This window comes from Pontibacter populi, assembly GCF_019336435.1.
Classification (GTDB): Bacteria; Bacteroidota; Bacteroidia; order Cytophagales; family Hymenobacteraceae; genus Pontibacter; species Pontibacter humidus.
This window is the reverse complement of record NZ_JAHWXQ010000008.1, coordinates 19902-45953: the sequence shown is the minus strand read 5'-3', so window position 1 is coordinate 45953 and position 26052 is coordinate 19902. Positions and strand designations below refer to the sequence as shown.

At 45.1% G+C, this 26052-nt stretch carries 25 protein-coding genes; 13 read left to right on the top strand and 12 right to left on the bottom strand.

Annotation, left to right across the window (positions count from 1 at the left end; all coding sequences use genetic code 11):
* Positions 1-76: 76 nt before the first annotated feature.
* Together KYK27_RS17935 and KYK27_RS17930 are read right to left on the bottom strand one after the other, a co-directional pair.
* Positions 77-775, bottom strand: a complete 699-nt coding sequence (locus tag KYK27_RS17935; protein WP_199111692.1) for a DUF305 domain-containing protein — start codon at positions 773-775, stop codon at positions 77-79.
* Between the two features lie 168 nt (positions 776-943).
* Positions 944-1258 (bottom strand): four-helix bundle copper-binding protein, encoded by a 315-nt coding sequence (locus KYK27_RS17930; protein ID WP_199111691.1) that lies wholly within the window; start codon positions 1256-1258, stop codon positions 944-946.
* Between the two features lie 1128 nt (positions 1259-2386).
* Between KYK27_RS17930 and KYK27_RS17925 the strand changes: the two genes are divergently transcribed.
* The 5 genes from KYK27_RS17925 to KYK27_RS17910 all read left to right on the top strand — a co-directional run bounded on the left by KYK27_RS17925 (position 2387) and on the right by KYK27_RS17910 (position 7398).
* Positions 2387-2983, top strand: a complete 597-nt coding sequence (locus KYK27_RS17925) for a helix-turn-helix domain-containing protein (RefSeq protein ID WP_199111690.1) — start codon at positions 2387-2389, stop codon at positions 2981-2983.
* 347 nt (positions 2984-3330) lie between these two features.
* Positions 3331-5433, top strand: a complete 2103-nt coding sequence (locus tag KYK27_RS17920) for a copper-translocating P-type ATPase (RefSeq protein WP_199111689.1) — start codon at positions 3331-3333, stop codon at positions 5431-5433.
* A gap of 61 nt (positions 5434-5494) precedes the next feature.
* Positions 5495-6169, top strand: coding sequence for a hypothetical protein (locus KYK27_RS18560; protein ID WP_317195963.1), 675 nt, complete (start codon positions 5495-5497; stop codon positions 6167-6169).
* A 38-nt stretch (positions 6170-6207) separates the two neighbouring features.
* Complete coding sequence (locus KYK27_RS18555) at positions 6208-6846, top strand: hypothetical protein (protein ID WP_317195962.1); 639 nt, start codon at positions 6208-6210, stop codon at positions 6844-6846.
* Positions 6847-6978: 132 nt separating this feature from the next.
* A complete protein-coding gene (locus KYK27_RS17910) occupies positions 6979-7398 on the top strand; it encodes a DUF305 domain-containing protein (protein WP_370583661.1) in 420 nt (139 codons plus the stop codon).
* Between the two features lie 122 nt (positions 7399-7520).
* On the opposite strand, the gene KYK27_RS17905 is transcribed toward KYK27_RS17910, so the two are convergent.
* The 6 genes from KYK27_RS17905 to KYK27_RS18540 form a co-directional block, all read right to left on the bottom strand.
* Positions 7521-7826, bottom strand: coding sequence for a DUF6122 family protein (locus tag KYK27_RS17905; RefSeq protein ID WP_199111687.1), 306 nt, complete (start codon positions 7824-7826; stop codon positions 7521-7523).
* Positions 7827-7969: 143 nt separating this feature from the next.
* On the bottom strand, positions 7970-8602 hold the full coding sequence (locus KYK27_RS17900) for a DUF2911 domain-containing protein (RefSeq protein ID WP_199111686.1): 633 nt from the start codon (positions 8600-8602) through the stop codon (positions 7970-7972).
* A gap of 10 nt (positions 8603-8612) precedes the next feature.
* Complete coding sequence (locus KYK27_RS17895) at positions 8613-9416, bottom strand: DUF6503 family protein (protein WP_199111685.1); 804 nt, start codon at positions 9414-9416, stop codon at positions 8613-8615.
* Positions 9417-9420: 4 nt separating this feature from the next.
* Positions 9421-9789: a hypothetical protein gene (locus KYK27_RS18550; protein ID WP_317195960.1), complete on the bottom strand. Its 369-nt coding sequence runs from the start codon at positions 9787-9789 to the stop codon at positions 9421-9423.
* 60 nt (positions 9790-9849) lie between these two features.
* Entirely contained in the window at positions 9850-10254 is a 405-nt protein-coding gene (locus KYK27_RS18545) for a hypothetical protein (RefSeq protein ID WP_317195959.1), read from the bottom strand.
* A 95-nt stretch (positions 10255-10349) separates the two neighbouring features.
* Complete coding sequence (locus KYK27_RS18540; protein ID WP_317195965.1) at positions 10350-10553, bottom strand: four-helix bundle copper-binding protein; 204 nt, start codon at positions 10551-10553, stop codon at positions 10350-10352.
* Between the two features lie 351 nt (positions 10554-10904).
* On the opposite strand from KYK27_RS18540, the gene KYK27_RS17880 reads away from it, so the two are divergent.
* Positions 10905-11924, top strand: coding sequence for a potassium channel family protein (locus tag KYK27_RS17880; RefSeq protein WP_233150515.1), 1020 nt, complete (start codon positions 10905-10907; stop codon positions 11922-11924).
* A 418-nt stretch (positions 11925-12342) separates the two neighbouring features.
* On the opposite strand, the gene KYK27_RS17875 is transcribed toward KYK27_RS17880, so the two are convergent.
* From KYK27_RS17875 to KYK27_RS17860, 4 genes are all read right to left on the bottom strand, one after another.
* Positions 12343-12669, bottom strand: a complete 327-nt coding sequence (locus tag KYK27_RS17875; protein ID WP_199111683.1) for a GIY-YIG nuclease family protein — start codon at positions 12667-12669, stop codon at positions 12343-12345.
* Entirely contained in the window at positions 12670-12954 is a 285-nt protein-coding gene (locus KYK27_RS17870) for a hypothetical protein (RefSeq protein ID WP_199111682.1), read from the bottom strand.
* Positions 12955-13016: 62 nt separating this feature from the next.
* Positions 13017-13775 carry a ParA family protein gene (locus KYK27_RS17865; RefSeq protein WP_199111681.1) on the bottom strand — a complete coding sequence of 253 codons (759 nt, stop codon included), beginning with the start codon at positions 13773-13775 and terminating at the stop codon, positions 13017-13019.
* Positions 13776-14285: 510 nt separating this feature from the next.
* Positions 14286-15365, bottom strand: a complete 1080-nt coding sequence (locus KYK27_RS17860; RefSeq protein ID WP_199111680.1) for a replication initiation protein — start codon at positions 15363-15365, stop codon at positions 14286-14288.
* Between the two features lie 1284 nt (positions 15366-16649).
* Between KYK27_RS17860 and KYK27_RS18605 the strand changes: the two genes are divergently transcribed.
* The 7 genes from KYK27_RS18605 to KYK27_RS17830 all read left to right on the top strand — a co-directional run bounded on the left by KYK27_RS18605 (position 16650) and on the right by KYK27_RS17830 (position 25941).
* Positions 16650-16967, top strand: coding sequence for a DUF6660 family protein (locus tag KYK27_RS18605; RefSeq protein WP_370583659.1), 318 nt, complete (start codon positions 16650-16652; stop codon positions 16965-16967).
* Between the two features lie 108 nt (positions 16968-17075).
* Positions 17076-21464, top strand: a complete 4389-nt coding sequence (locus KYK27_RS17855) for a CusA/CzcA family heavy metal efflux RND transporter (RefSeq protein ID WP_199111679.1) — start codon at positions 17076-17078, stop codon at positions 21462-21464.
* Between the two features lie 26 nt (positions 21465-21490).
* A complete protein-coding gene (locus KYK27_RS17850; RefSeq protein WP_199111678.1) occupies positions 21491-22681 on the top strand; it encodes an efflux RND transporter periplasmic adaptor subunit in 1191 nt (396 codons plus the stop codon).
* Between the two features lie 12 nt (positions 22682-22693).
* The gene (locus KYK27_RS17845) at positions 22694-23023 is read left to right on the top strand and encodes a YnfA family protein (protein ID WP_199111677.1); all 330 of its coding nucleotides are present in this window, start codon (positions 22694-22696) and stop codon (positions 23021-23023) included.
* Positions 23024-23047: 24 nt separating this feature from the next.
* Positions 23048-23497, top strand: a complete 450-nt coding sequence (locus tag KYK27_RS17840) for a Fur family transcriptional regulator (RefSeq protein WP_199111676.1) — start codon at positions 23048-23050, stop codon at positions 23495-23497.
* A gap of 33 nt (positions 23498-23530) precedes the next feature.
* Complete coding sequence (locus KYK27_RS17835; RefSeq protein WP_199111675.1) at positions 23531-23896, top strand: DUF3703 domain-containing protein; 366 nt, start codon at positions 23531-23533, stop codon at positions 23894-23896.
* Between the two features lie 17 nt (positions 23897-23913).
* Entirely contained in the window at positions 23914-25941 is a 2028-nt protein-coding gene (locus tag KYK27_RS17830; RefSeq protein ID WP_199111674.1) for a heavy metal translocating P-type ATPase, read from the top strand.
* Positions 25942-26052: the final 111 nt, after the last annotated feature.

The window sequence follows — 26052 nt, the reverse complement described above, 5'->3', positions numbered from 1 at the left end:
AAACAGAGCTGCGCAGTATGCAGCCCTGCTTCCGTTACAAGACAAACAGCCTGAAAACATTTACAAGTTCTTACCTTTATCTGGTTGGCACGCCATGCTCATTGACAAACTCAGATAGCTCAATGATCTCCTGAGATTGTTCTTCAATGATTATTCGGGCTTCCTCTAACGCCATTTCATCATCTCCCCATTTCAATTCTGTGTTTGACATAGCGATAGCTCCCTGGTGGTGGCAGATCATTAGCTGTGCAAAATCAACATCCGGATCAGGCGTATCCTTCAATGAGCGCATGCAATGCATCATAGCCATCATATCTTCCCGCATTTCCATCATAAACATCTTGCACTCTTCCTTTGAGAGTGGCTCTGTACCAGGGTGTGAAGCAAGAAAGGCTTCAAGCCTTGCTATACTTGCTAGATTGCCAGCCTTTGTTTTCTCTGCTAGCTCCAGTGCTTCTGGCTCATGGCCATACTTCAATTCAATGTCTGCCATCTTGATTCCCATTTCGTGGTGCATGATCATCATGTTGGCAAAGTCAATGTCCGGATCGCAGGTCATTTCCATTTGGTTCATCATCTTCATCATGGAGTTTATCACCTGCTGCATTTCCTTGTCAAAAGCTTTATCATTCTCCCAATAAGGACCTTTTGCCGCTTGATCTGCCATAGTACTTAACGGAGTAGCAATATCTTGTTCTTTTTCGCAACTGCTGAATACAAAAATGGCAACTACCATAAGAGCAAGGCTCTTGAAACTGATAAATTCTGTTTTCATAGATGTTAGATTAAGTGTAAAAAATGTAATTAAAAAATCTTACTCTGGTTCTGCACATTGCATTATGCTACAGCCGAACAAAAATACCCTGACCACTCTTATAAGCTATAGAGCAATCAGGGTGAGTTTATTAGAAGATAATAGCACTCTTTGACATGTACAAGCTTGCTATGCCTGCTGACAAGCCTGTTCACAACGGCGGCAAGCTTCAGCGCACACGCGGCAGTGTTCCATATGCGAGTGTTTTTCGCATTCTTCTCCACACTCCCGACATACCCTAGCACATACATCCAGTACTTCTTTTGCTAACGTAGAGTCGCGGGAAACATACTCAAGTGCCACTTTACAAATCGCAGAGCAATCTAAATCGAGGCGAATGCAGCGCTCCATCATTTTCACATCGTCTTCCTGCAAGCAGGAAACAGCACAATAATTACAAGCTGCAGTACATTCTGCAAGAATTCTTATTAAGTCCTTATTCATAGTTTATGGTTTAAGGTTAGGTTTAGGTAATTTTTACCTAACATTATAAGGATGGGTTTTATATATTTAAGGATGAAAATTATATATTTATGACGTTCTGGCATTTAGTAAGCATTGTAATTCATTTCTAGACAGCTTATTCGATTGCTTTTTTGACAATTGTGTCCGTTCCATATACGACCGCGGAATTGAGAACTCTCTTAAATTGTCTTACTTTAATACCAATGTTCAAATACCGTTTACAAGCCATAAATACCTCTTTTTGTGAGCAATTGCATATAGTGTATACTGAAGTACCGGAAAAGCTGGTTGGTGTAGCTTTACACAGAACCTGAAACTTGATAGTAACCACCTAAGGCGTATTACCGTTGAATTTAGGCACGTGGTCTTATCTGCAATAGCTAGATGGATATAACTCTTTTCGTATTCACCATTTTTTCTATCTTTACATAAATAAATCCTAGACAGTGCTTTAGGCTAATGGGCAATAGAAGAAATTTAAAGCGTAGAGGTATTCCGGGGCTGCTGCTGATTGCAGTTTTCCTAAACCTATACCTTATCCAGTTAGTGTGCAACCTGCCGCATCTGGTGGAACGCTTATTGCCCACTTTCGCTGCACAAGGGCATCACCACAGTGCTGGGCCTGATACGCATGCTTCTGCGCACACGCATGCGGAGTCAGATCATTCTCACTCAGGCTCCGACGGTACTGAATGCTGTGAAAAAAAAGCATATGCTCCATTCGTTAAGGCATCTTCGACTGTGGACCTGCTTTTGCAAGCGAAAGCCCCCTTTGTCTGCTCCAATGTTTTTTACCAAGCTATCCTTGCAGGTCCGCTGAGGTCTTTTGCTTTTGAAGTATCTCCTGCCCCTCCAGATGATCCGGTTCCCAAGATTCCGGACATCAGGATCTTTCTGCACTCTCTTACGATTTGAATGAACATGCAGTCTTGCACCTGCTTCAGGCAATAGCCATGCGCTAATGTGACTGAGGCAGGCGGCTATGTGCGCCTAAGTCTACCCCTTTTAGTGGGAGTTGCCAGGCGGCTGGCCAGTTACTGTATCATTCACTTCTGCACTTCCAGATCTATTTACTTCTCTTGGAAGCGCAGGCATCATTTGCTAACGATGCATCAAGAGAGTTCGCACCAACAGGTGCTTCGCATAAAGAATATGGTATGCCCCCGCTGCATCACAGCCGTACAGCATGAGCTGGAAAAGCTAAGCCTGCGTGTGCAGGAGGTGGTGCTCGGTTCCGCAACAGTGGAAGCATCACAAGACCTAGATATTTCCGCCATAGAGGCAGCCTTGGTTAGCCAGGGATTTGAGCTGATCTTGGACAAGCAAAAAGACCTGGTAGAAAGTATAAAGATTACCGTGATAGATCTGATCCGATCAGAAAAAATAGCTCCGCTAGCCACTAATGTTTCTACCTATTTAGCACATGCGATTGGCAAGGATTATTCTACACTCAGTACTGCCTTTAAAGCCTCCGAGGGGGTTGCTTTAAACAGGTTTGTCGTCCTACAAAAGGTAGAGCGAGCCAAAGAGCTACTCTCCTATGATGAATTATCAAAGACAGAGATTGCCACGCGCCTGGGCTATAAAAGCCTGCAGCACCTTTCCAGCCAGTTTAAAGAAGTTACTGGGTCTACACTCCTGCAGTATAAAAAGAACAACTATCCCCAGCGGAACTCCATTGACAACCTGCTTGGCCCTTCATGATGACCACGTATATGTAATTTTATTCAATGAATCTGTAAAACATATTTTTCGACTGTAGTGTAGAGCTAGCAAGGTTTACCGGGAAAGATTTAGTTAAGCTAAGGTTCAGGAGGTAAGTACTTATTTAATGCTATACGTGCCGTTCAAGTTCTTCCTATGACTATAGTAAAATAAGATGAGGAGTTCAACTAAGGTGCTTTGCATTACAAAGACTCAATCTTTTGAAGCACAAGCACTTGTTGGTCTTGCATGGTCAGAAAATTACTTAAAAACGGAAAAATGTTCGTAAACCTATGAAGAAAGCATACGGCAGTTTGCTGCCTCAGGATTTGTAAAGAGAATAGCATATGGACCACACACACCACCATCACAAAGGGGAACATCAAAAAGCAAAGGATCAGACAGACCAGCTAACTGAACGTCTAGAAGAAAGGACCCTTCATGGCCATGAACATGCCATGCATAAAGATACGACCGGACACCCACCCCATGGTGAGCATGGCCATGATCATCACCGCATGATGATTGATGACTTCCAAAAGCGGTTTTGGGTATCGCTGGTGTTGGCTATACCGGTTATCATCCTTAGCCCGATGGTACAGCACATCTTAGGCTTTTCAGTAGACATACCTTATAGCATGTACATTGCTCTTATACTTTCTTCCATCATTTACTTTTATGGTGGCTGGCCTTTCCTTACTGGCCTTGTAGAAGAAGTTAAAAAAGTCGCACCAGGGATGATGACGCTGATCGGCGTAGCCATCACGGTAGCGTATCTCTATAGCACGGCTATTGTGTTTGGGCTACCAGGCATGGACTTTTTCTGGGAACTGGCTACCCTGATTGTGATCATGCTGCTGGGGCACTGGATTGAAATGAAATCTGTCTTAGGTGCCTCTAAAGCCCTGGAACTGTTGGTTAGCATGATGCCATCCGACGCGCAGGTGATCAGAAACGGAGAGACCGTAACGGTGAAGGTAGAAGACCTGCGGCCAGGTGACCTGATCCTGGTAAAGCCCGGCGAGAAAGTACCCGCTGACGGGGTAGTAGAACAGGGTGAAAGCTATCTGAATGAGAGCATGCTGACCGGTGAGAGCAAACCGGTACAGAAAAGGAAAGATGACAACGTGATCGGGGGATCCATCAACGGGAACGGTTCGCTGCAGGTGCGTGTGGTAAGCACCGGCAAAGACAGCTACCTGAACAAGGTGATCAAGCTGGTGCAGGAAGCACAGAAAACAAAATCGGACACACAGCGCCTGGCCGATAAAGCAGCCAAATGGCTCACTTACGTGGCACTGGTAGCAGGCTTTGGCACCCTTGCCGTCTGGTTGTTGGTGGGCGCTGAACTGGACTTTGCCCTGGAGCGGATGGTAACGGTGATGGTGATCTCCTGCCCCCATGCACTGGGTCTGGCCATTCCGCTGGTAGTAGCCATCTCCACCGCTGTTTCTGCCAACAACGGACTTCTGATACGCAACCGAACTGCCTTTGAAAATTCCCGCCTGATCACCACCATCATCTTCGATAAAACAGGCACCCTGACACAGGGTTCTCATGAAGTGGCGCAGGTTGTTTCCTTTGACCAGCGCTACCCCGAGCAGGAGTTGCTGCGCCTGGCTTCGGGTGTGGAACAGAACTCTGAGCACTACATCTCGCAGGGAATTTTGCGCAAAGTAAAAGCGGATGGCATTGCCATTCCTGCATCAGACAACTTTAACTATTTACCTGGCAAAGGACTGGAAGGCACTGTAGAAGGCAGCGATGTTAAAGTGGTCGGCCCAAACTATATCAAAGAGTATGGCATACAAGTACCAGAAAGCAAGGCCGAAGAAGGCGTGGAGACAGTAGTGTATGTGATGGTGGATCAGCAGGTAGCCGGTTATATTTCCATGCGCGACCAGATTCGTCCGGAGTCTGTAGGCGCTATAAAAGTGTTGAAGGAGAACGGCATCAAGAACCTGCTATTGACCGGCGATAACGAGCGCGTGGCAAAAAGCGTAAGCGATAAACTAGGCATGGATGGCTACCTGGCCAACGTGCTGCCGCACCAGAAACAGGAGAAGATAAAAGAGCTGCAGGCACAGGGAGAGTTTGTAGCCATGACAGGCGACGGTGTAAACGATGCCCCTGCCCTAGCGCAGGCCGATGTAGGCATTGCGGTTGGTTCCGGCACCGACGTAGCCGCTGAAACCGCCGACATCATACTTGTAAATAGCAATCCGCAGGACATTGCCTCGCTTATCATGTTTGGCAAGGCGACCTATCGTAAAATGATCCAGAACCTGATCTGGGCAACAGGATACAACATTGTGGCACTGCCACTGGCTGCAGGCGTACTGTACCAGCAGGGCATCATGGTTTCTCCGGCCATTGGTGCTGCGCTTATGAGCCTGAGCACCGTGATAGTAGCCATCAACGCCCAGCTGCTGCGCAGGCAGATAAAGTAGTTGGATGCTCCGTAACCGAAAGCTCTTAAGGCATAAGAACAATAATACTTAACCTATAACTATGAAAAATACAATACCATTATACATGCTCGTAATATCCCTGGCTGGCCTAACGCCTGCCTTTGGACAGCACGAACACCATCAACAAAAGCAGGATACTACAAAACATAGCCAGCAAAAAATGCAGCACGGGGATATGCAGATGCCCATGTCCCATGCCTTCTCACGTAACCTGCCCATGAGCCGCAACGCTTCCGGTTCTGGTTGGCTGCCGGATGAGTCGCCTATGTACGGCAACATGTACCACCAGGGAGACTGGATGTTCATGCTCCACTACAACCTGTTTCTGCGCTACAACAAGCAGGATGTGTTTGAACAGGGCAACCGGGGCGAAAGCCAGTTTGACGCACCCAACTGGTTGATGTTGATGGGTCAGCGGTTTGTCGGTGAAAGGGGCCTGTTCCGGTTCAGTGCCATGGTTTCCCTGGACCCGCTCACGGTTGGTGGCAATGGCTACCCACTGCTCTTCCAGACAGGCGAAACCTTTGAAGGCTCGCCGCTCATAGACCGTCAGCACCCGCACGACCTGTTCAGTGAACTTTCTGTTGGGTACACGCACATGCTTTCAGAAGAAGCAGACGTGTTCCTGTACCTGGGTTACCCGGGAGAGCCGGCCCTGAGCAATGTGGCCTTCATGCACCGGCCATCTACCCTTAACAACCCGGATTCCCACTAGGCCACCACTGGCAGGATGCCACCCACATCACGTTTGGGGTGGCCACGCTCGGTTTCAGATACCGCAACTTCAAGCTGGAAGGCTCCTCCTTTACCGGCCGTGAGCCGGATGAGCAACGCTATGATTTTGACAAGCCCCGCTTTGACTCACGGGCGGTACGGTTTACCTTTAACCCTACCACGCAGTGGAGCTTGCAGGCATCTACTGCCTATGTCAAGAGCCCGGAATCAGGGGAGCCCGATGAGGACGTTTACCGCACCACGGCCTCTGTGCTGTATGGCAAGGAACTGTCCGGCAATAACCGCTTTTTGACAGCTATACTTAACTGGGGGTATAACTATGTAGATCAGGACCACCAGGAACATTCAGTACTGCTGGAGTCTACGCTCCAAAGCGATAAGTTTGCTGTTTACGGGCGTTATGTATGGCTGCAGAAATCAGCTGAAGAGCTGGGCTTTGAGCATGACTTTTTCGAACATGACGCCATCTTCGGCATCAATGCGCTGACGGTAGGCGCTAACAGGCAGCTATTTGAATTTGGGACAGTGAACACGACCTTAGGAGCCCAGGTGAGCGTATTCAGGGGAGCACATGAGTTACACCCTTACTATGGTTCCTTACCTGTAAGCGCGCAGGTGTACCTCCGTATCTTCCCGACAGTAATGGTGCCCAAGTAATTAAGCCTTAAACTGAGTAACTAATTGTACGTAGCTCTAATTTAATATTCAGATTGCTGCTTATTCATTGGAAAAGTTAAACATTTAAAAAACGTAAAAATGGAAAAGGGAAACTATAAGAAGTTCCTGCTGATGCTCAGCGTATCTTTTGTGATCATGTATGGCGTCATGTTTCTGAACGCCGCTCAGTTTGACCATGTTTACTTGAACCTGAACCGGCTGTACATGGCCCTGCTCATGGTGGGGCCCATGGCCCTGGTGATGCTGGGGTTTATGACATCGATGTATAAAGACAAAAAACTCAATGCCATTATAGTTGGGGTAAGCCTAATCGTTATTGCAGGGGCCTTCGTTATGCTGCGGAACCAAACCTTTGTAGATGACGAGCATTTCATGCGGTCCATGATCCCGCATCACTCCTCCGCCATTCTAGTTAGCAGTGCCGCTGACCTTCAGGACCCGGAGGTGCAAAAGCTGGCTAGAGAGATAATCGAATCACAAAAAAAGGAAATCGCCGAAATGAAAGCTATCTTGAACAGAATGAACAAATAACACATGCTCCTTATAAACAATGCCACCAGCGATGCTATTCCCTGGTGGCATTGTTTATAAGGAGCATGTGAAAGATAAGTTCAGCTTTATATCTCAACTGTAGCTACCGGAACTGCTCTCACTTACAGACATTCCAGCCAGTCAAGTACAATATGTATCACGAGGCCGAGCCCGATCAGCCTTGTTTTAGGGAAAAAGCAGAGCAGCAGGTAAAACGGGATAATATAGTAACTGTGTAGGATGTGAAATCCTACGCTGCACCTATCGGGGTCAACTATGGGATCAGCCAGTAGGTGGTCCAGGTCTATCAGGATGGCTGCAAACATAATCAAGGCAGCCCGTTTGAAGTAAGGGCGAAAGAAGAGCCACGCGACCGCTACAGGCACCGATAGGTGCAGAAAAAGATGCCAGATAAAGCCTATAGCCATAATTCTCGATTTAGAGCTTATGAGAGGTAAAAGAAAAGTTTATTACACATCAAAGGGTGCTCTTTGCATATAGCTATTAACGAAGGTTCAACTACTTCATGCTAGATCATATAAAAAGCTTGTGTTCTCCCCTGAAGAGTATGTTAGTTTTCAACTTCTACTGGAACTGCAACCTTCATTTTCTCCCAACTAATGACCATAGACCCTTCGTTCTCCTTTTCAGAAACGATCTCATACCGAAGTCGTTCCTGGTGCTGGTCTGCCGCCTGGGGCTTTACTTTTATGCGCAGCACATCGTCTGACGCTGTGTAATCATCAGCCAGGTGCTGCTCCCAGTTCCTGTTGACTACAACGGTCCACTCTTCCTTGCCCGGGATGGTGAACAAAGCATATCTTCCTGCTGGCAACAATTCTCCCCCTATTGTAATGTCCTTATCCGTTGTCAGGCTGGTGGCTGAATGAGCGCCTGTCACCCATACCTGGTCATAGGCTACGAGACCACCCCAGATCGTCCTGCCCCGAACTGCTGGCGAATGGTAGTTTATCGTGAGATGGGCATTCCCGATCTGCCCGTGTGCTTCAGCCTTCAAACTTCCCTTCAGGGTATCTGGTTGCGACTGAGCTTGAATAATCAATGCTCCTTCTTCCTTTGCAGCAGTTGTGTGGGTGGCATGCTTGTTTTCTTCAACCGGGATTTCCTGCTTTTTATCAGCACAGCTTACCATGGCTGTAATTGTTACAGCTAGAAAAAAGCTCAACAAGATGATTCTCTTCATTTTTTGGGTGTTATAGTACATTGACATTAATATTTTCAAGGTTTATGTCGGAAAGCTTTTTTAAGCCTGCGTTTTCGAAAGCAACAACAAGGTGCTCTAAGGCTATCGTGTCGGAAACAGTTTCATAATTGACATAATCGGCAAATAGGATTCCTTTCACATTTCTTACGTTATGCGCCTCCCTGAAACGCATGCCACCTTCATTCACGCTAAAGCTGTACGCCAGGTAATCAACTGTATATTTATCCGGGTGTATCCAATACAAATACTCATCTTCATGATCGCTCCCACCTCCTGCCTGATCGAACGTAACCTTTATCTTATGATAGCTTTGTCCTTTGATATTCGCTACGCCCATGTACTTCTTGTTCACCACCGCGTCGTTTAACCCGAAAGGCAACAAGGCAAAATAAATCACAGAATTCACTGAGTTAGAATAGGCTTTTGCTTTCTCATCAGACAGCACTACCCTATTCCCGTTCACCTCCCTGTAAAACCCTTCGTTATTCAGCACATCCATTACCTGACCCAGCGAATCGGTAAACTCACGCGTGTATACATACGAGCCATTGTTTCGAAGAGCAGTGTAGTGCCTGTCCCTGAAGTCGAAGCTAAGCGACATCTTGTCGAAACGCTCGCCGCCGTGTGCCTTTATAGCCTGGTCAATTATCAGCTGGGCCTTGTCTGTAGCTCTAGCTGTTTGTGTGGTAGCTTCATTCTCTGTCTCGCTCGTAGATTGTTGACAGGAAGCCAGCCCTACTACCAAGGTTGTTGAGAACAGTAGGGCAAAAATGGCACGCTTGTAGTATTTCATTGTGTCAGTTATTGATGGTCTTTATTACTTTCCTTACAGACGGTGATGAGATGTAATACAGCACAAAACCAGAGATAACTGTGATCAACCCAAAAATAGAGAAAGCTCTTAACAGTATGTTGCCAAAATTGTCTCTTCCTTCATAATCCATGGTGTGCAGCATCCACAGGAAATCGAACACGCGCCACTGGTTGTGCCGGATGGCTTGGAAAGTGCCGTGCTCAGCTGAAATGTAGACCGTGCTGTTTGGTTCGCTGAAGGTAACCGCCCAGGCTGGCAGTGGTCTGCCTCTGTACTCACTGTGAGAGCCAACCTCAGTCAGATACTCCACACTTTCTACTTTAGCGGGATCTATCACATTTCTCTTGGCCACAGCAACAGCCTCTTCTTCTCTCAGCGGAGATAAAAGCTCTCCGGTTTGTGCGTCTGCCAGCTATGTACTGATATAGCCACCTGTTGAATGGCCTGTGCCGTGCGAACCACCTTCACTTCCAACGTGTTCACTCTCACCAGAGAAATAGCGCACCTGGTAAGCGGGAACCCCAGCAATCTCTATAAGCTGCACCGAGTGAAGAGAATCCACTACATGATTGGCTCGTACCCTCTCCAGCACCAACTGAGGCGATACCATGGTCAGGTTTCCGGAAATGTACCGTTTAGCCTTCCTTAAATGGTCGCCATGTACCTTGTCTATGTTATTCCAGCTGAAATACAGCCCACCTATCGTCCAGAAGAGATACTGCAGGCCCAGCAGAAGCCCTAAGTACCGGTGCGACTTACGGATGTAATAATGTTTGCTTTTACCCATACCACGGCAATAATACGATGAAATCATCAAAAGCGCTAGGGTGCAGGCAATCGCAGCGCTGAAAACAAAAAAGGACCGCCCTATGGGTAGGCAGTCCTTTCATTTTAATGATTCAGCTGTATGCCCTAGGCACTCTGATACTGCTCGCATGCCTCGGCGCACTTGAAGCAGGCTTCAGCACACATTTTACAGTGCTCCGCTTCATGCTTTTCGCACTCCTGCCCACAGTCTCTGCAGATCTTAGCACACTGCTGCAGGATCTCCTTGGCATAGCGGGAGTCTCGGGCTATATAGTCCTGGGCCGCCAAGCAGATTTTGGCGCAGTCCATGTCCAGTCTGATGCAAGGCACCATCATTTTAATGTCTTCTTCCTGCAGGCAAGCCACTGAACAGTGGTTACAGGCTGCAGCGCATTCAGCAAGTGTTCTTATCAAGTCTTTGTTCATAGTTAAGGTTTATTTGTTTTACATAAGTTATGTCTACTTTTTACCCGGTAAAGTGAAGGTATGTTTTATAAATTTTGCAATAAGTGTTACATATTTTTGGCGTGTGCTGCATTACGCGCATGCAAAACATGGGTTTTTAAGAGAAAAGCATTTTCTAAAAGATAACCCAAGCACATGTTGTTTAACCTGATTTACTCGAATGCGTTCAGGATTACAAACGAAACAATTCTCCCTATGAACACACTCTTCCTGGGACTGGGTCTCCTTATTTACCTCATAACGGCCATGGATATTGTCAAAACTACTCTTTCATCCAACGGTGGAGGCAAAATTACGGACGCTGTCTCCAAAGGTGTGTGGAAAGCCTTTTTTACTTTGTCCGGTAAAAATGGAAGGTCAAAGCTTCTTCCTTATGCCGGACCCGTCATCTTGGTCACTGTGTTACTGACCTGGGTGGTGGGGCTGTGGCTGGGGTTTTTCTTAGTCCTGCTTTCTGACCCCGGTTCAGTTATTAAGAGCAGTGATCAGTCGTTGGCGAGCCCCCTAGAGAAGCTCTACTACGCTGGCTTCACACTCTCAACTTTAGGGGTTGGAGATTACGTTGCGTCCAGCAACCTTTGGCGCATTGTGACCGATGTAGGGGCCTTTTCAGGATTAGTCTTTATAACTACTTCCATCACCTACTTCTTACCCGTTTTATCTGCTGTGGGGCTGCAGAGCAAGCTGAGTCTTTACATCAGTGGAATGGGCAAGACACCGCAGCAGGTTCTAATCAACAGTTGGAACGGTAAGAATTTCTCATCTTTCTTTGACACTACTTCAGACCTGTGCCAGATGCTCATGCAGCATACAATAAATCATCACTCTTATCCCATCATCCACTACTTCCATAACAGCCAGCCAAAGCTTGCCATTTCGCGGGCTATTGTGCAGTTGGATGAGAGTCACAAGCTTTTGAAGCACGGTATGAAGCAAGAGGTCGATCTTGACGAACTGAAGATGAACATGCTGCAGGAAGCTCTCGATTCCTTCCTAGACATGGTCAAGGGCAACTATGTCAAGCACACTTCTCCGTCTGCAGGTGCACCGCTTCCTGATTTGGAAGAGCTAAAAGTGAAAGGGCTCCCTCTGAAAGAAAAAGAAGATATAAAGGAATCTTTCACGCACGAGCTGCAGGAGCGGAGGAAGCTGCTGGGTACGCTGCTGCAGATGGAAGGCTGGACTTGGCAAGATGTGTATTTAAAACAAACCTGAGATGATGTTTCTCTCTTCAAAACCAAAGTGATGGTGTCCTGACTTTACTTGTCATGCGAGCAGGCCTTTGGGCCTGTTGCGCATGCAGGCTAATTTTAATAATCTTTTTAAGCTTGCAAGCCTTGACCGTGTTATCTGTTGGTGCTGCCTTGTCAGATGTTAACTGTTAAACTTCAACGCAGTGGTAGATTAACTAAAGCTTCTACTCCATAACCTTATCAAATACTACCTCATAGCATCTTGTTACTTATGTAGCCTGCATACTTTACAGCTAAGCAGTTGCTTTACATAAGGCTACTTATAAGCCAGAATTAAAACAGACTTGGTCCGCTGCCTGGTTCGAAATAGAGAGAAAACAAAAGAGGCGCTACTTGAAGGTAGCGCCTCACAAAGTTATAGATATAGCCTCTCCCCTACCTTACGCAGCGAAGAGTTCCAATTGTCCTTCCAGGCAATAGCGGTTGTTGAACTTTGGTTTGAGCATCCGGATAAAATGCTTTTCCAAACGGAGCACCTCTTCTTTGCTCATATACTCTCGCAAAATGACCTGCGAGTTGTCACTACATTTTGCTTTGTGCTTGGCCATGCGCCAGAAGATGTTACTTGTCTCTCCTACATAAACACAGTCATCACCTTCAAAGATAAGATAAAGAAAATATGTGTTGTTATCACGAACGTACCGCAGGTGCTTAAATGCCTTTAGCACCTCTTTCCTACTATAGGTTTTGAGGCTTTCTAAAATCATCTATTTTTTTAGATAAGGTTTCCCCTTAAAGTATTCCTTTAAGATATATTCAACAAAGTCTGATTTGCTTCTATACATTTCATGCAATGTACCTTTGTCAATATAATCTTCTAAAACTTCATCAACGAAGAAAGTAATTCGCTTTCTATTTGATTCCTTCTTTTTTTTCGATGGAACAGTTATAGTTTTTTCTTCTTTTGATGTATTTATAGTTGTCTCAGAAGGCTTTGATCCATGTAGCTTCCCTAAAACATTATCAAATCTCTTCGTCTCTTTATTTGCCATGATTCTAGACTTTACTCTATATAATTAATAAAAGCAATAAGTTATTAATATTCAATAATGTATTAACTATTAATAATTTCTTCAGTTAATTCTTTATAATCTTTTGCCCCATTAGAGTCTGGAGCATAAGAGAACACATCTTGATTCATGACTAAACATTCATGCAGTGCTACATTTGTTCGTATAGAAGTCTTCATTACCTTATCTCCTAACTGTTGCTGAGCTTCCCGTACAATTGTTTTTCCTAGTATAGTTTGTGCATTTTTAGAGTGGTTCGTAAAGAACAAACCTCCAAGCTCTAATTTAGGATTTAGTTCCTCTTCGACTATTATATCAATTGTTTCAAGCATCTTATCTAATCCATTCCAGGCAAAAGGCTCAGCAACCATAGGTATGTAAACTTTATCTGAAGCTATTAAAGCATTTACTGTATAGATACCCAAAGAAGGTGGGCAATCAATGATTACAAAATCATATTTTTCTTTAACCTTTTTCAAAATTGACCTAAGTTTTGCTGCACCAGCTACTGAGTGTGCTACGGCATTTTCTCTAGAAATAAGAGAATGTCCTGAATAAGCGATGTCTACTCCATTTACGCATTTGATTACGTCTGTAATTTTACAGTTATCAAGAAGAGCATCAGATATGTTTAGATCTTCCTTGGGCGATATTCCAACTGATGTTGTTAGGTTAGCTTGTGCATCCAGATCTACTAAAAGAACTTTCTTACCCATCTCCTTTAATGCAAACCCTATACTCTGTGTACTTGTAGTTTTGGCTACTCCACCTTTTGCGTTTACTATAGAAAGAACTTTTGCCATGACATTCATGAAGTATTAAAAGTTAATAATTTAAATAATCACGTAATTATATTAACATTATTTAATATTAGCAAATTATTTAAAATTGTTAATTTATTAATTTTATTAACTATTAATAAGCTTATTCATGTATAGATTATATAAGCAAAGTAGAGTAGATTAATATTTAACTGTATAACTATATCATGCATTTGGCCTATGGAGGATCTTGAGTAAATATCAAGATCCTCCATAGGCCAAATTTGCCAACTAGTTTATCAGATTTGTTAAGGATAGCAGTATCTAATACTATAACTATGATGAGTAATACTACTATTCATGAATAGTGGTTAGAAGTAAGTAGAGGAACAACACCCCCATTATATCTACTGCCAAAAATACATTTTAACTACGGCTAAATTATTAAGGTTATTAACAATATTAACATAACACACTTTATTAAAAAACAAGCCTTTGAAAACAGTTGTTAAATTATTAACAATGAATAAAACACTGCATGATACTTTATAACTAACGCTTATTCTTTTCTATTTTATTTTCTAGATGTTTAGAAAACCATTCACTTTCAGAAGTAAAGCTCAAGGTCCCTTTATTTGTTGAAAACCAATTATTAGCTTTTGTAATAACAACTGGATCTAAGAGTCGGATATATCTATCAATCAACTCGTCTGAGAAAGAGTATTTCTCCTTCATAATACGAATTGCATTTCTTATCACCTTATCTATAGCTGGGTTCGTAGTAGGGGAGGAGAAAAGCTCTTGTTGAATTAAAGTAGATTCTAACTTACTTGACCTCCCAGATTCAGGTGATTGTATTCTAATAGTTTTAATTAATGAAAAAGTAATAGAATCTGCATTCCGACCTCTTTTGTTAATCTTGTAATCAAAAGCCATGTCTGTATCCTTTAAATCTTCTTTGGCAGCATCTAAAATCCTACGCTTAAATTCAGCAAAAAGTGGATACTTGATAACCTGTACAGTCTCTCCCTCAGGTAATCCTTGCTTTCTAGCTTCTTCGTCACTCAATTCTATATCAAGACCTAACATCAAACGAAGCTCTCTATAGGAGATAGTAGTGGGCTTGTCTTTGAATTGACCTTGCTTTATTAACATGTAAATCCTGTAAGCCTGGATTGTTTTAAGGCCCAGAAGCTGTTCAAGTTCTGCTTGGGTATAATTTCCTTTTAAGTCAAGCAAGTAAGGCGCAAGGTCATTGTTAATTTTAGTTACTATGTATTTACTATCTTGAGTATAAGTAACAGTTGGGAAAATAACCATACTGGCAAAAGTTCTTTTAACTTGACCATTCTTATCAGCACCCAAATTCTCAATTTTGAATTTTATCTCCTGTAAATCAGACGCTAACTTAGCTACTTGTTTAAAGTTCTTACCGCCTTTAGATGTATAAAGAGCAGATATAGGTATTTTTACATGAGTGAGTTCTTTGTCATCCTTATGAATATGGCCTAATGCATAAATAAATGCTCGTAGCTGAACAGTTGGGATGTCAAAATGACTATTAATTAAATTGTTATGTTGCGTAACTATCTTATTTGGCTGCTTAACAGGTGTATTTAATAATTCACTCATGAGTTTTTATATCTTTTCTTAAATATATGTATAAATTATTTTGTTTGTACATATAATTTCAAAGATTTAAACCCCTAAATATCTATTGGGTGGGATTTTGTACACATAATGGGAATCTGTACATGTAAAAGTGGGTAAGTGTACATGTAAAAGTGGGAATCTGTACATGAAGGAGTGGGAATCTGTACATGTAAAGGTGGGAATCTGTACATATATTAGCTCATAATAGACTTATTTTTAAGTATTTATGTCCTCTTTAATAATTAATAAGAAAAAGAATAAAAAATAAAAAAAATAGATTTTCCATTCTTTTTTAGATTAAAAACATAAAAAAAGGCTTTAAATAAGGTCATTTAGGTGCTTTATAAGGAATAAAGAGATCAGCTTTTGTGGGATTTTGTACATATATGCCTCTATAAACTTTGTAATCGGATGTCTCATCTATTTAAAAGAGTGGGATTTTGTACATTTATGAGGTCATATCAGGATGAATTTCGATTTTAAGCAGTTGATATAAATCATTGTAAATCAGTTGATTGTATTTTATAGTATACATTGAATTTATGCCTTTGGGGGTATCAAATAAAACCTGTACATATATCCAAAATACCTTCTTTAAAAAGAGTGGGATTTTGTACACATATAAGTGATTTTACCACATTTTACTAAATAATGATAATATTTGGTAAAAATGTATCTATTTGATATTATAAGATATAACTATTCTGAGATACCTAGAATTGTAAAACTATAGTCCTTACCGGTATCAAAATAAGTATAGGTTTTTTTTGATACCCTTATGTGTAGAAATCATGCTTTATAAATATAACTCTAACTTGAAAGTTCAACAACTAATTACTCTCTAACCTTACTTATCATAACGCCTGTTATAAGTAATCTTTCCCTTAACTCTAGTTCTCTTTACATTTGAAGACAGTCCGTTTTGATTCACTCATGTAGACTCAGCGCACGTAAGTCTGATGCTACATTGGCAGGACAGAACACCCAGTAAAAAAAGCAGAAAGGGCAGAGGTGCTCACCTGGCAATTGACTTTTGGGGTGAATCAAAATTTAGTAAAGTAACTGGATATGAGACACAATTTATTGCCAACTACAATAGAGTACTGGTACCAAAGTAGTTACTTCGCCTTAACTACGCCATTCTTGCAAGTTGCTTAGCGAGCCATGGCCGAATGAGTTATCAGGCGCTAAATCACTCGCCAAAGTAACAGTAGCCTGGCAAATAGAGTACACCTATAAAAATTGTTTTATACCTTTGTAGTCATGAAGTACCCAATCATCATTTGGGGGTTGTTTATCTTTCTACTGGCGTGTTTACCTTGCACGGACAGCGGGATGGCGTATGCCCAGGGTACTGATACAGAATTAAAAGCTGATATAACACACTCAGACGCTGACCAGGAAGCTGACCTATGTTCCCCTTTGTGTGAATGCAACTGCTGCGGGGGCATTACCTTAACAATTCAATTTAAGAAAATAGCACAACCGCTTCTGCTTCTACAAAGCACTAGCTCTTCTACCTATGTGGTCCGTGGCCCTGCGGCTCCGGTCATCCCATTCTGGCACCCGCCAAAAGCTTAACCAACTTCTTTAAAGTAAGAAAATACGCTTTGTTGCATTACTGTGCAACCTGGAAGGCGTGCGCATACATGTATTGTATGTGGTTGTTTAAGTTTAATCAACACACAAGTGCTAGACAGAATCATTCATTTTTCTATCTACAACAAGCTCATTATCGGCCTTCTGACGCTGGTGCTTGTTGTATGGGGCAGCTATTCCCTCACGCAGCTGCCCATTGATGCCGTACCTGACATCACCAATAATCAGGTACAAGTTATTACCACCAGCCCTTCGCTGGCAGCCCAGGAAGTAGAACGGTTGATCAGCTTCCCGGTAGAGCAAACGATGTCTACGATTCCAAACATCGAAGAAGTACGCTCTATTTCCCGTTTTGGCCTTTCCGTTGTGACCATCGTTTTTAAAGAACGGGTAGATGTTTACTGGGCCAGGCAACAGGTAGCAGAACGCTTAGTAGAAGCTGCTGAAAACATTCCTCCTGGCGTGGGCAGTCCCGAAATGTCTCCTATTTCAACAGGTCTTGGGGAGATTTATCAGTATGTAGTACATGCCAAGCCTGGCTATGAAAAACAATACAGCCCCGTCGAGCTGCGTACCATTCAGGACTGGATCGTACGGCGTCAGTTACTAGGCACGCCCGGTGTGGCGGAAGTTAACAGCTTTGGAGGCTACCTGAAGCAATATGAAATAGCGGTAGATCCTGACCGGCTAAAGGCCCACAACCTGAGCGTTGCCGATGTGCTGGAAGCACTCGAACGTAACAACGGCAATACCGGTGGTGCCTACATTGATAAGAAACCAAATGCCTATTTTGTTCGAAGCGAAGGCCTGATCGAGAGCCTGGAGGAAGTAGGTAAAGTGGTGGTACAAAATACATCCGATGGTACACCCGTTCTGATCTCGGATATAGCGCAGGTGCAGTTTGGAACGGCTAACCGGTATGGCGCTCTAACGGACGCAAAAGGAGAAGCTGTAGGGGGTATAGTGATGCTGCTTAAGGGCGAGAATACCAACCAGGTAGTCGAACGCGTCAAAGAAAAGATGGCTCAGATCACCAAGTCACTGCCGGAAGGGGTGGCAGTGGAAGCCTTTCTGGATCGAAGTGAGCTGATAGGCCGTGCAATTGGCACCGTGGAGCGAAACCTGATTGAAGGGGCGCTGATCGTGATCTTTGTGCTGGTATTGTTCCTGGGTAACTTTCGCGCAGGGCTAGTCGTGGCCTCTGTCATCCCGCTTTCAATGCTCTTTGCCATTATTATGATGAACCTGTTTGGGGTAACAGGTAACCTGATGAGCCTGGGGGCTATTGACTTTGGGATCATCGTAGACGGAGCCGTGATCATTGTAGAAGCCACCATGCATCATCTGGGTTTAAGAGGTGGGCAGAAGCTGAACCAGGCCCAGATGGATGAGGAAGTATACGAATCCGCCCGAAAGATCCGCACCTCCGCTGCCTTTGGGGAAATCATCATTCTAATCGTTTATTTACCCATCCTTGTGCTGGTGGGCATTGAAGGCAAGATGTTCCGCCCGATGGCACTGACCGTGTCGTTTGCTATTCTCGGTGCGTTTATCCTTTCGCTGACCTATGTGCCGATGATGTCTGCCTTGGTACTCAGCAAAAACACAGCACATAAGCGTAATATTTCAGATAAGATGATGGACCTTTTCCAGCGTCTGTATAATCCAGTTATTCGTGGGGCGCTTAAGTTTAAAGCATTGGTATTACTGCTAGCGGTGGGGTTGTTTGCCCTAGCCTTGGTTATTTTCTCGCGCATGGGCAGCGAATTTATACCTACCCTGGAAGAAGGCGATTTTGCGCTGGAGACCAGGTTACTGACCGGCAGCTCCTTGTCAGAAACGATTGAAAAAGTATCGCTGGCATCCCGTATTCTTAAAGAGCAGTTTCCAGAGGTAAAAGAGGTCATCAGCAAGATCGGTGCTGCGGAAATTCCTACTGACCCGATGCCAATGGAGGCGGCTGACGTAACCATACTACTAAAAGACAAAGATGAATGGACCAGCGCAAAGACCAGGGAAGAATTAGCCAGTAAAATGACGGAAGCCCTGGAAGTTATTCCAGGCGTTACGTTTGGTGTTTCCCAACCGATTCAACTGCGGTCTAACGAACTTATCTCTGGTGTGCGGCAGGACGTAGGCATCAAAATCTTTGGAGAAGATATGGCCGAACTAACCCGGCTCTCGCAGGAAGTAGGCCGCGTGGTGGCATCAGTTGAAGGAGCAGAAGATCTGTATGTAGAGCAGGTATCGGGGCTTCCCCAGATCGTAGTGGACATCAACCGTGACCAGATCGCCAAGTTCGGACTGGACGTGGAAACAGTCAATCAAACCATTAATGCTGCATTTGCCGGACAAAGCGCTGGAATGGTGTATGAAGGGGACCGACGCTTTGATCTGGTGGTGCGCCTTCTGCAGGACGAACGGCAGGACATCGACGATGTGCGGGAGCTCTACATTACGACTTCAACCGGAATGCAGGTGCCGCTTACGCAGGTAGCTAACATACAATACCAGCAAGGGCCAAACCAGATCCAGCGCGAAGATGCCCAACGGCGGATCATCGTAGGCTTTAATGTCCGGGGCCGTGATATTGCCAGCGTGGTGGAGGAAGTACAGGAAAAGATTGACCGCGCCGTGCAACTACCTGTGGGATACTTTGTTACCTATGGCGGCCAGTTTGAGAACCTGGAGCAAGCCAACCAGCGGCTTTCGGTTGCTGTTCCGGCTGCCCTGGCCCTGATATTTCTGCTGCTTTTCCTGACGTTCCGGTCTGTGCGACATTCACTGCTGATCTTTACTGCTATTCCGTTATCTGCTATTGGGGGAGTACTCGCCTTATGGCTACGCGGGATGCCGTTCAGCATTTCTGCCGGAGTCGGGTTTATCGCCTTGTTTGGTGTAGCCGTGTTGAATGGCATCGTCTTGATCGCAGAATTTAACAGGCAGCGCAAAGAGTATCTAGGCATAAGTTTGCGAGAGGTAGTGTTGAATGGTACTGCAATCCGGTTGCGACCAGTGTTAATGACAGCAACCGTGGCTTCCTTAGGCTTTCTGCCGATGGCGCTATCGAATACTGCTGGAGCTGAAGTACAGAAACCATTGGCGACCGTGGTGATCGGTGGGCTTATAACATCCACGTTGCTAACGCTGGTGGTGTTACCCGTACTCTATATCCTGCTAGAAAACTATTACCTGCAACGCAAGCAAAGAAGATCGGGCGGGAGTAATTTCTCTACTGCTGTTTCTGTATTTCTTATCCTTGCCACCTTCAGCTTGATGGTAGGAGCGGCACCAACTGCACATGCACAAGGACCTGTGAAACAGTATACCTTACGAGAAGCAGAAGCACGCGCACTCAAACAAAACCCAGCAGTAGGCGCAGCGAGGGTAGAAGTAAAGAGAAGTCAAACGTTACAAGGAGCTTCCTGGAACTTGGAAAAAACGCAAGTACAGTTTTCAACCGGTAAGCTAGCTACTGGTACTTATGATAACGAAGTTTCCATCTCGCAGTCCTTCTCATTGCCTACGTTGTATAGCAGGCAAGCCAAGCTCGCCACTGAACTGACGGAGGTCAGCAACATTAACTTAACCCAACGCGAGCGGGAAGTTATTCGTGATGTGCGGCTCAACTATTATGGTCTGGTGTATGCCCTGTCCCGCTTACGCCTGCTTACCTACCAGGATAGTTTGTATGTGCAGTTTGCCAAAGCAGCACAGCTCAGGCTACGTACAGGAGAAACCAACCTGCTGGAGAAAGTAACCGCCGAGACGCAGCTGTCTGAGGTGCGCAACAACGCTTTCCAGGCTGAAACAGATGTTGCCGCTTTCCAGGAAAGACTACAGGCGCTGCTGGCAACCGATACCCTTGTCGCAACAGCAGATACGGTGCTCAACCGGCTACCTTTACCAACTATAACCGAAGAGCAATTAGAACAAAACCCTAGGCTACGCCTGGCCAAACAGCAAGTAACTGTACGGCAGGCAGAGACGAAGGTGGAAGGCGCAAAATTGCTCCCAGACCTGCAGCTAGGGTACACGAACCGCACCTTAGGAGGCCAACATACCAGCGATGGAGCAGAAGCCTTTGAAGCACCACAGGAAGTCATGGTTGGCGTAGCTATCCCACTTTGGGTAAAGCCACAGAAGCGTCGTATACAGGCTGCTAAATTGCAGGTAGAGGTGGCAGAGCTAAACTTAAGACAAACTCGGAATGAGTTAAAGGCAGATGCCCAAGTGGCCCTACAGCAAGCTTTAAAGTTGCAGAGCAGCCTGGCTTATTACGAAAAGACTGCCTTGCCTCAGGCGCAGCTTATCATTACCCAGGCCACGAAAGCTTACCGTGCTGGAGAGATAAGCTACCAGGATTATATTCTGAACTTGAACAGGGGGCTGACCATTCGGAACAACTACCTGGAGACGCTTTATACTTACGATAAAGCTATCATCGAATTACAGTACATCTTGGAAAATCAACTATAACAAATTTATAAGAGAAATCATCCGACATGAAAAGGATCATCCATATCACATATTTTACCTGCTTTCTGATTTTTACTTCCTGTGGTAATACGGCTGAACCGGCACAGGAAGAGGCAGAAGCACATAAAGAAGAAAGCGCTGACAGAGCAGAACTTACCGCAGAGCAGTACCAGGTAGCAGGTATTACCTTAGGCAAACCTGAGATGCGGAACCTGAGCAACATGCTCACCTTAACAGGAAAGCTGGATCTGCCCCCGCAGAACATGGCTTCTGTTACAGCTCCGCTTGGCGGGTTTATCCGGAAAACAGAAGTAATGGAAGGCCGCTACGTGAAGAAAGGAGAACTACTGGCTACCATTGAAAACCCGGAGTTTGTGACCCTGCAGGAAGATTATTTAGAAGCCAGAAGCCGCCTAGATTATCTGGAGTTAGAGTACAAACGGCAAAGGGAGCTGCACGAGGAACAGGTTACGGCTGCTAAGACCTACCAGCAAACTGTGGCGGAGTATAAAAGCATGCAAACACGGGTACAGGCCTTGCAGGAACGTTTAGCCATTATCGGCATTAGCAATGGTTCACTGCGAAGTGGTAAGATCAAACGAGTTTTGCCCCTTTTAGCCCCGCTGGAAGGCTACATTACTTTTGTGAATGCGGATGTGGGACAATACGTAGCGCCCACGGATGTGCTTTTTCGTATCGCTGATACCGACCACATGCACGTGGAGCTGACCGTGTTTGAAAAAGATTTAGCTTCATTGGAAAAAGGGCAGAAAGTGCATTATTCACTTCCTGGCGAAACAGTGGTGAACCACCAGGCAACGATCTACCTGATCGGTAAAGAGATTAGCTCCGAACGAACGGTGCAGGTACATGCGCACATGGAGGATGAAGACAAAAACTTGGTACCTGGCATGTACGTGCAGGCCCAGGTAGCACTGGATAACCGGCAGGTACTCGCTTTACCGGAAGCAGCAGTGGTGCAGGAAAACAACAGCAGTTTCGTATTTCTCTATACCGGGCAGGCAACTGAAGGAGATGCCGTAATGAAGCAATTTCGCATGGTGCCGGTAGAGCGTGGCATGGAAGAAGGTGGATTTGTACAGATAGCCCTTCCGGCAGGTATCGATACGGCAGCCACTAACTTTGTCACCAAAGGAGCGCACTCGCTACTAGCTAAAATGCGAAATGCCGAAGAATCTGGCGGACATGGCCATTAAACCTGAACAGAAATGGATATAATAAAATCATTAGGTATTTTCTTTTTAGCAGGCCTGTGCGAAATCGGTGGCGGCTACATGGTGTGGCAATGGCTGAAAGAGGACAAACCACTGTGGTATGGGGTATTAGGAGCTATTATTCTCGTGTTGTACGGGATAATAGCCACCTGGCAAACGGCTAGCTTTGCAAGGGTCTATGCCACATATGGAGGTATCTTTATCATTATGTCGCTGGCTTGGGGCTGGAAAGTGGACGGCCACAGACCCGACAAGTGGGACATTATCGGAGCTATGATTGCGCTTTTGGGCGCTTGCATCATCATTTACATGCCCCGGAAATAAAGTAAATGTTGATTGAACAGAACGATGCTACAAAACATTGAAAATACACTACATCAGAAAAGTATAAAACCCACAGCCATGCGCCTGCTGGTGCTGGACTTCCTTTCAAAGCAACGGGCGGCAGTTAGTCTGAACGATCTGGAAGCTGCTTTTCACCGCGCGGACCGCATTACCCTGTATCGCACCCTGAAAACCTTTGAAGAAAAGGGACTGGTGCATAGCATTGCGGATGGAACGGGTTCGGTAAAATATGCGCTATGTGCAGATGATTGTCAAGCAGAGGATCATCAAGACCTGCATGTTCATTTCCATTGCAGCAACTGTGCTGAAACTTACTGCTTACCCGCCGCTCGCATTCCTGATATTTCGTTACCGGCAGATTTTGCAGCAGATGAAGTAAGCCTGATCGTGAAAGGTGTTTGTGCGAGATGCAAACCTGAAAATGCAATGCAGTTGCAGACTAAGGGGCAGTAACTTTGTAGCAGAAATTAAAAAAAGGACTACACTATGAAGTTTAACTGGAACATGCCTGCTAAGCTCCGACCTTCTTACCAGCAAGAACTAGACGCTTATTATACGCATTGGGACAAGGGACACGTACTGCAAGCATGGCAACATTTGGAACGGGCGCATATTCTGGGACAACCATACCCACTAGCCCATACTACTGTACATTGGCAAATGCTTTTGTTTGGTTTTAAAACAAGAAACTCAAAAGAAGTTATTGGGCAAGTACCTCGCTTGCTCGTAGGCGGCATTAAATCCTGGGCCGGTATGATCCCGCTCGGCAATACAGGTGGAGCAAACGTACCAGCACTAAAGCCTCTACCGATCCCAGAAGATTTGCAGCAGATTATAGCTGCTGCACATTAACTATAAACACAAAAACTATGGATAAGAACGCTGAAACAACTAAAAACATAGAAGAAGATTTTAAGCCATTGGAGATCACTTCCCCGCGAACGGCAGAGGCTCCAGGACCCAATGTAGGCGCAGAGTGTTGCTCAGCAGATGGTAAAACAAAAGTGCAAGGGGCCGTAGATCATGCGCATGCGGAAGAAGAAGCCAAGTCTTCCTATGTGCCTACGATCTTAAGTTTACTTCTGCTGCTGGGCGGTATCCTGTTGGATTACCTGGATACACCTTGGTTTACGGATTATATCAGATTCATAACTTTTGGTATTGCCTATGTGCTGGTTGGCTGGCGGGTGGTGTGGCATGCCATTAGAAGCTTGCGTTCGAGTTTCTTTAACGAGTTTTTCCTGATGACCATGGCCACGCTTGGTGCCTTCTATATTGGCGAGTACGCCGAAGGGGTGGCCGTGATGCTTTTTTATGTGATCGGAGAGCATTTCCAGGAAGCAGCGGTACTACGCTCCAGGCGCTCCATTAAAGCCCTTATCGACAACCGACCAGATGAAGTGGGTGTGGTTACTGCTAATGGTGTAGTTAGCAGGAAAGCGAAAGAAGTACAAATCGGTGAAGTAGTGCAAGTGAAAGCTGGTGAAAAAATAGCTTTGGATGGTGAACTCCTGACCGACCGCGCTTCTTTCAATACCGCTGCACTGACAGGGGAATCTAAACCGGATACTAAGTCTAAAGGCGAAGTAGTGCTGGCAGGGATGATCAACCTGGACCAGGTGATCGAACTCAAAGTGACCTCTGCCTATGAAAACAGCGCCTTGTCAAAGATCCTAAAACTGGTGGAAGAAGCGGGTAGCCGCAAGGCCAAAACACAGCAGTTCATTACCAAGTTTGCTAAGGTCTACACACCCATCGTCTTTTTCCTGGCCATAGGCCTTACGTTTATTCCCTATTTCGTTTTCGAAAGCTATGACTTTAACGTGTGGCTGTACCGGGCGCTGATCTTCTTAGTTATTTCTTGTCCGTGTGCGCTCGTTATTTCTATCCCACTAGGGTATTTCGGTGGAATCGGAGCTGCTTCGCGTAACGGCTTGCTGTTCAAAGGTTCTAATTTCCTGGACCTGATGACACAAGTTGACACCGTGGTAATGGATAAAACCGGAACACTCACCGAAGGTGTTTTCCAGGTGCAGAAAATCGAGTCGGTATTACCTGATAAGGCTAGGTTCTTATCTGCTGTGGCCGCTATCGAGAGCAAATCGACCCACCCGATTGCCCAAGCTATTGTGGCTGAAGCTGGCCAAACCTATCAACAACATGATGTAAGCCAGGTAGAAGAAATATCCGGTCATGGCTTAAAAGGTATTGTAGATGGCAAAGAGCTGCTGGTTGGGAATGGAAGACTGCTGGATAAGTTTGCGGTAACTTATGATCCGAGCATAAAAGAAATAGTCGAGACAATTGTGCTGGTAGCCGTGGATGGAGCTTATGCCGGTTATATCACTATCGCAGATAAAACGAAAGAAGATGCGCCCCTGGCTGTAAAGCGAATGCGGGAGCTAGGTGTGAAGAAACTAGTGATGCTTTCGGGGGATAAAGACTCCATTGTACAGAAGGTAGCCAAAGAATTGCAGTTGGATGAAGCTTACGGTGGGCTATTGCCACAGGATAAGGTAGCCCATGTAGAGAAACTAAAAGCAGAAGGCCGAACGGTTGCCTTTGTGGGAGATGGCATCAACGATGCGCCTGTGATCACCCTGGCTGATGTAGGTATGGCCATGGGTGGACTTGGCTCGGACGCGGCGATTGAAACGGCAGATGTGGTCATTCAAACCGATCATCCAGCCAGAATAGCGACCGCAATTAACATTGGCAAAAAAACGAAACAGATCGTATGGCAAAACATTGCGCTCGCCTTCGGGGTAAAGGCAATCGTGCTGATTTTAGGCGCCGGTGGCTTGGCCACCATGTGGGAGGCCGTGTTTGCCGACGTAGGGGTGGCTTTCTTAGCTATTCTGAATGCGGTGCGCATACAGCGCATGAAATTTGATTAATTAAATTAATCGGTAAGGTTTGTAGTATACTATGCTATAAGCCTTACCGACATCAGTTTCAGACTTCAGAAAATCTTGCCATATTTTATGTAGCGCAGTGTGTCTAGCCCT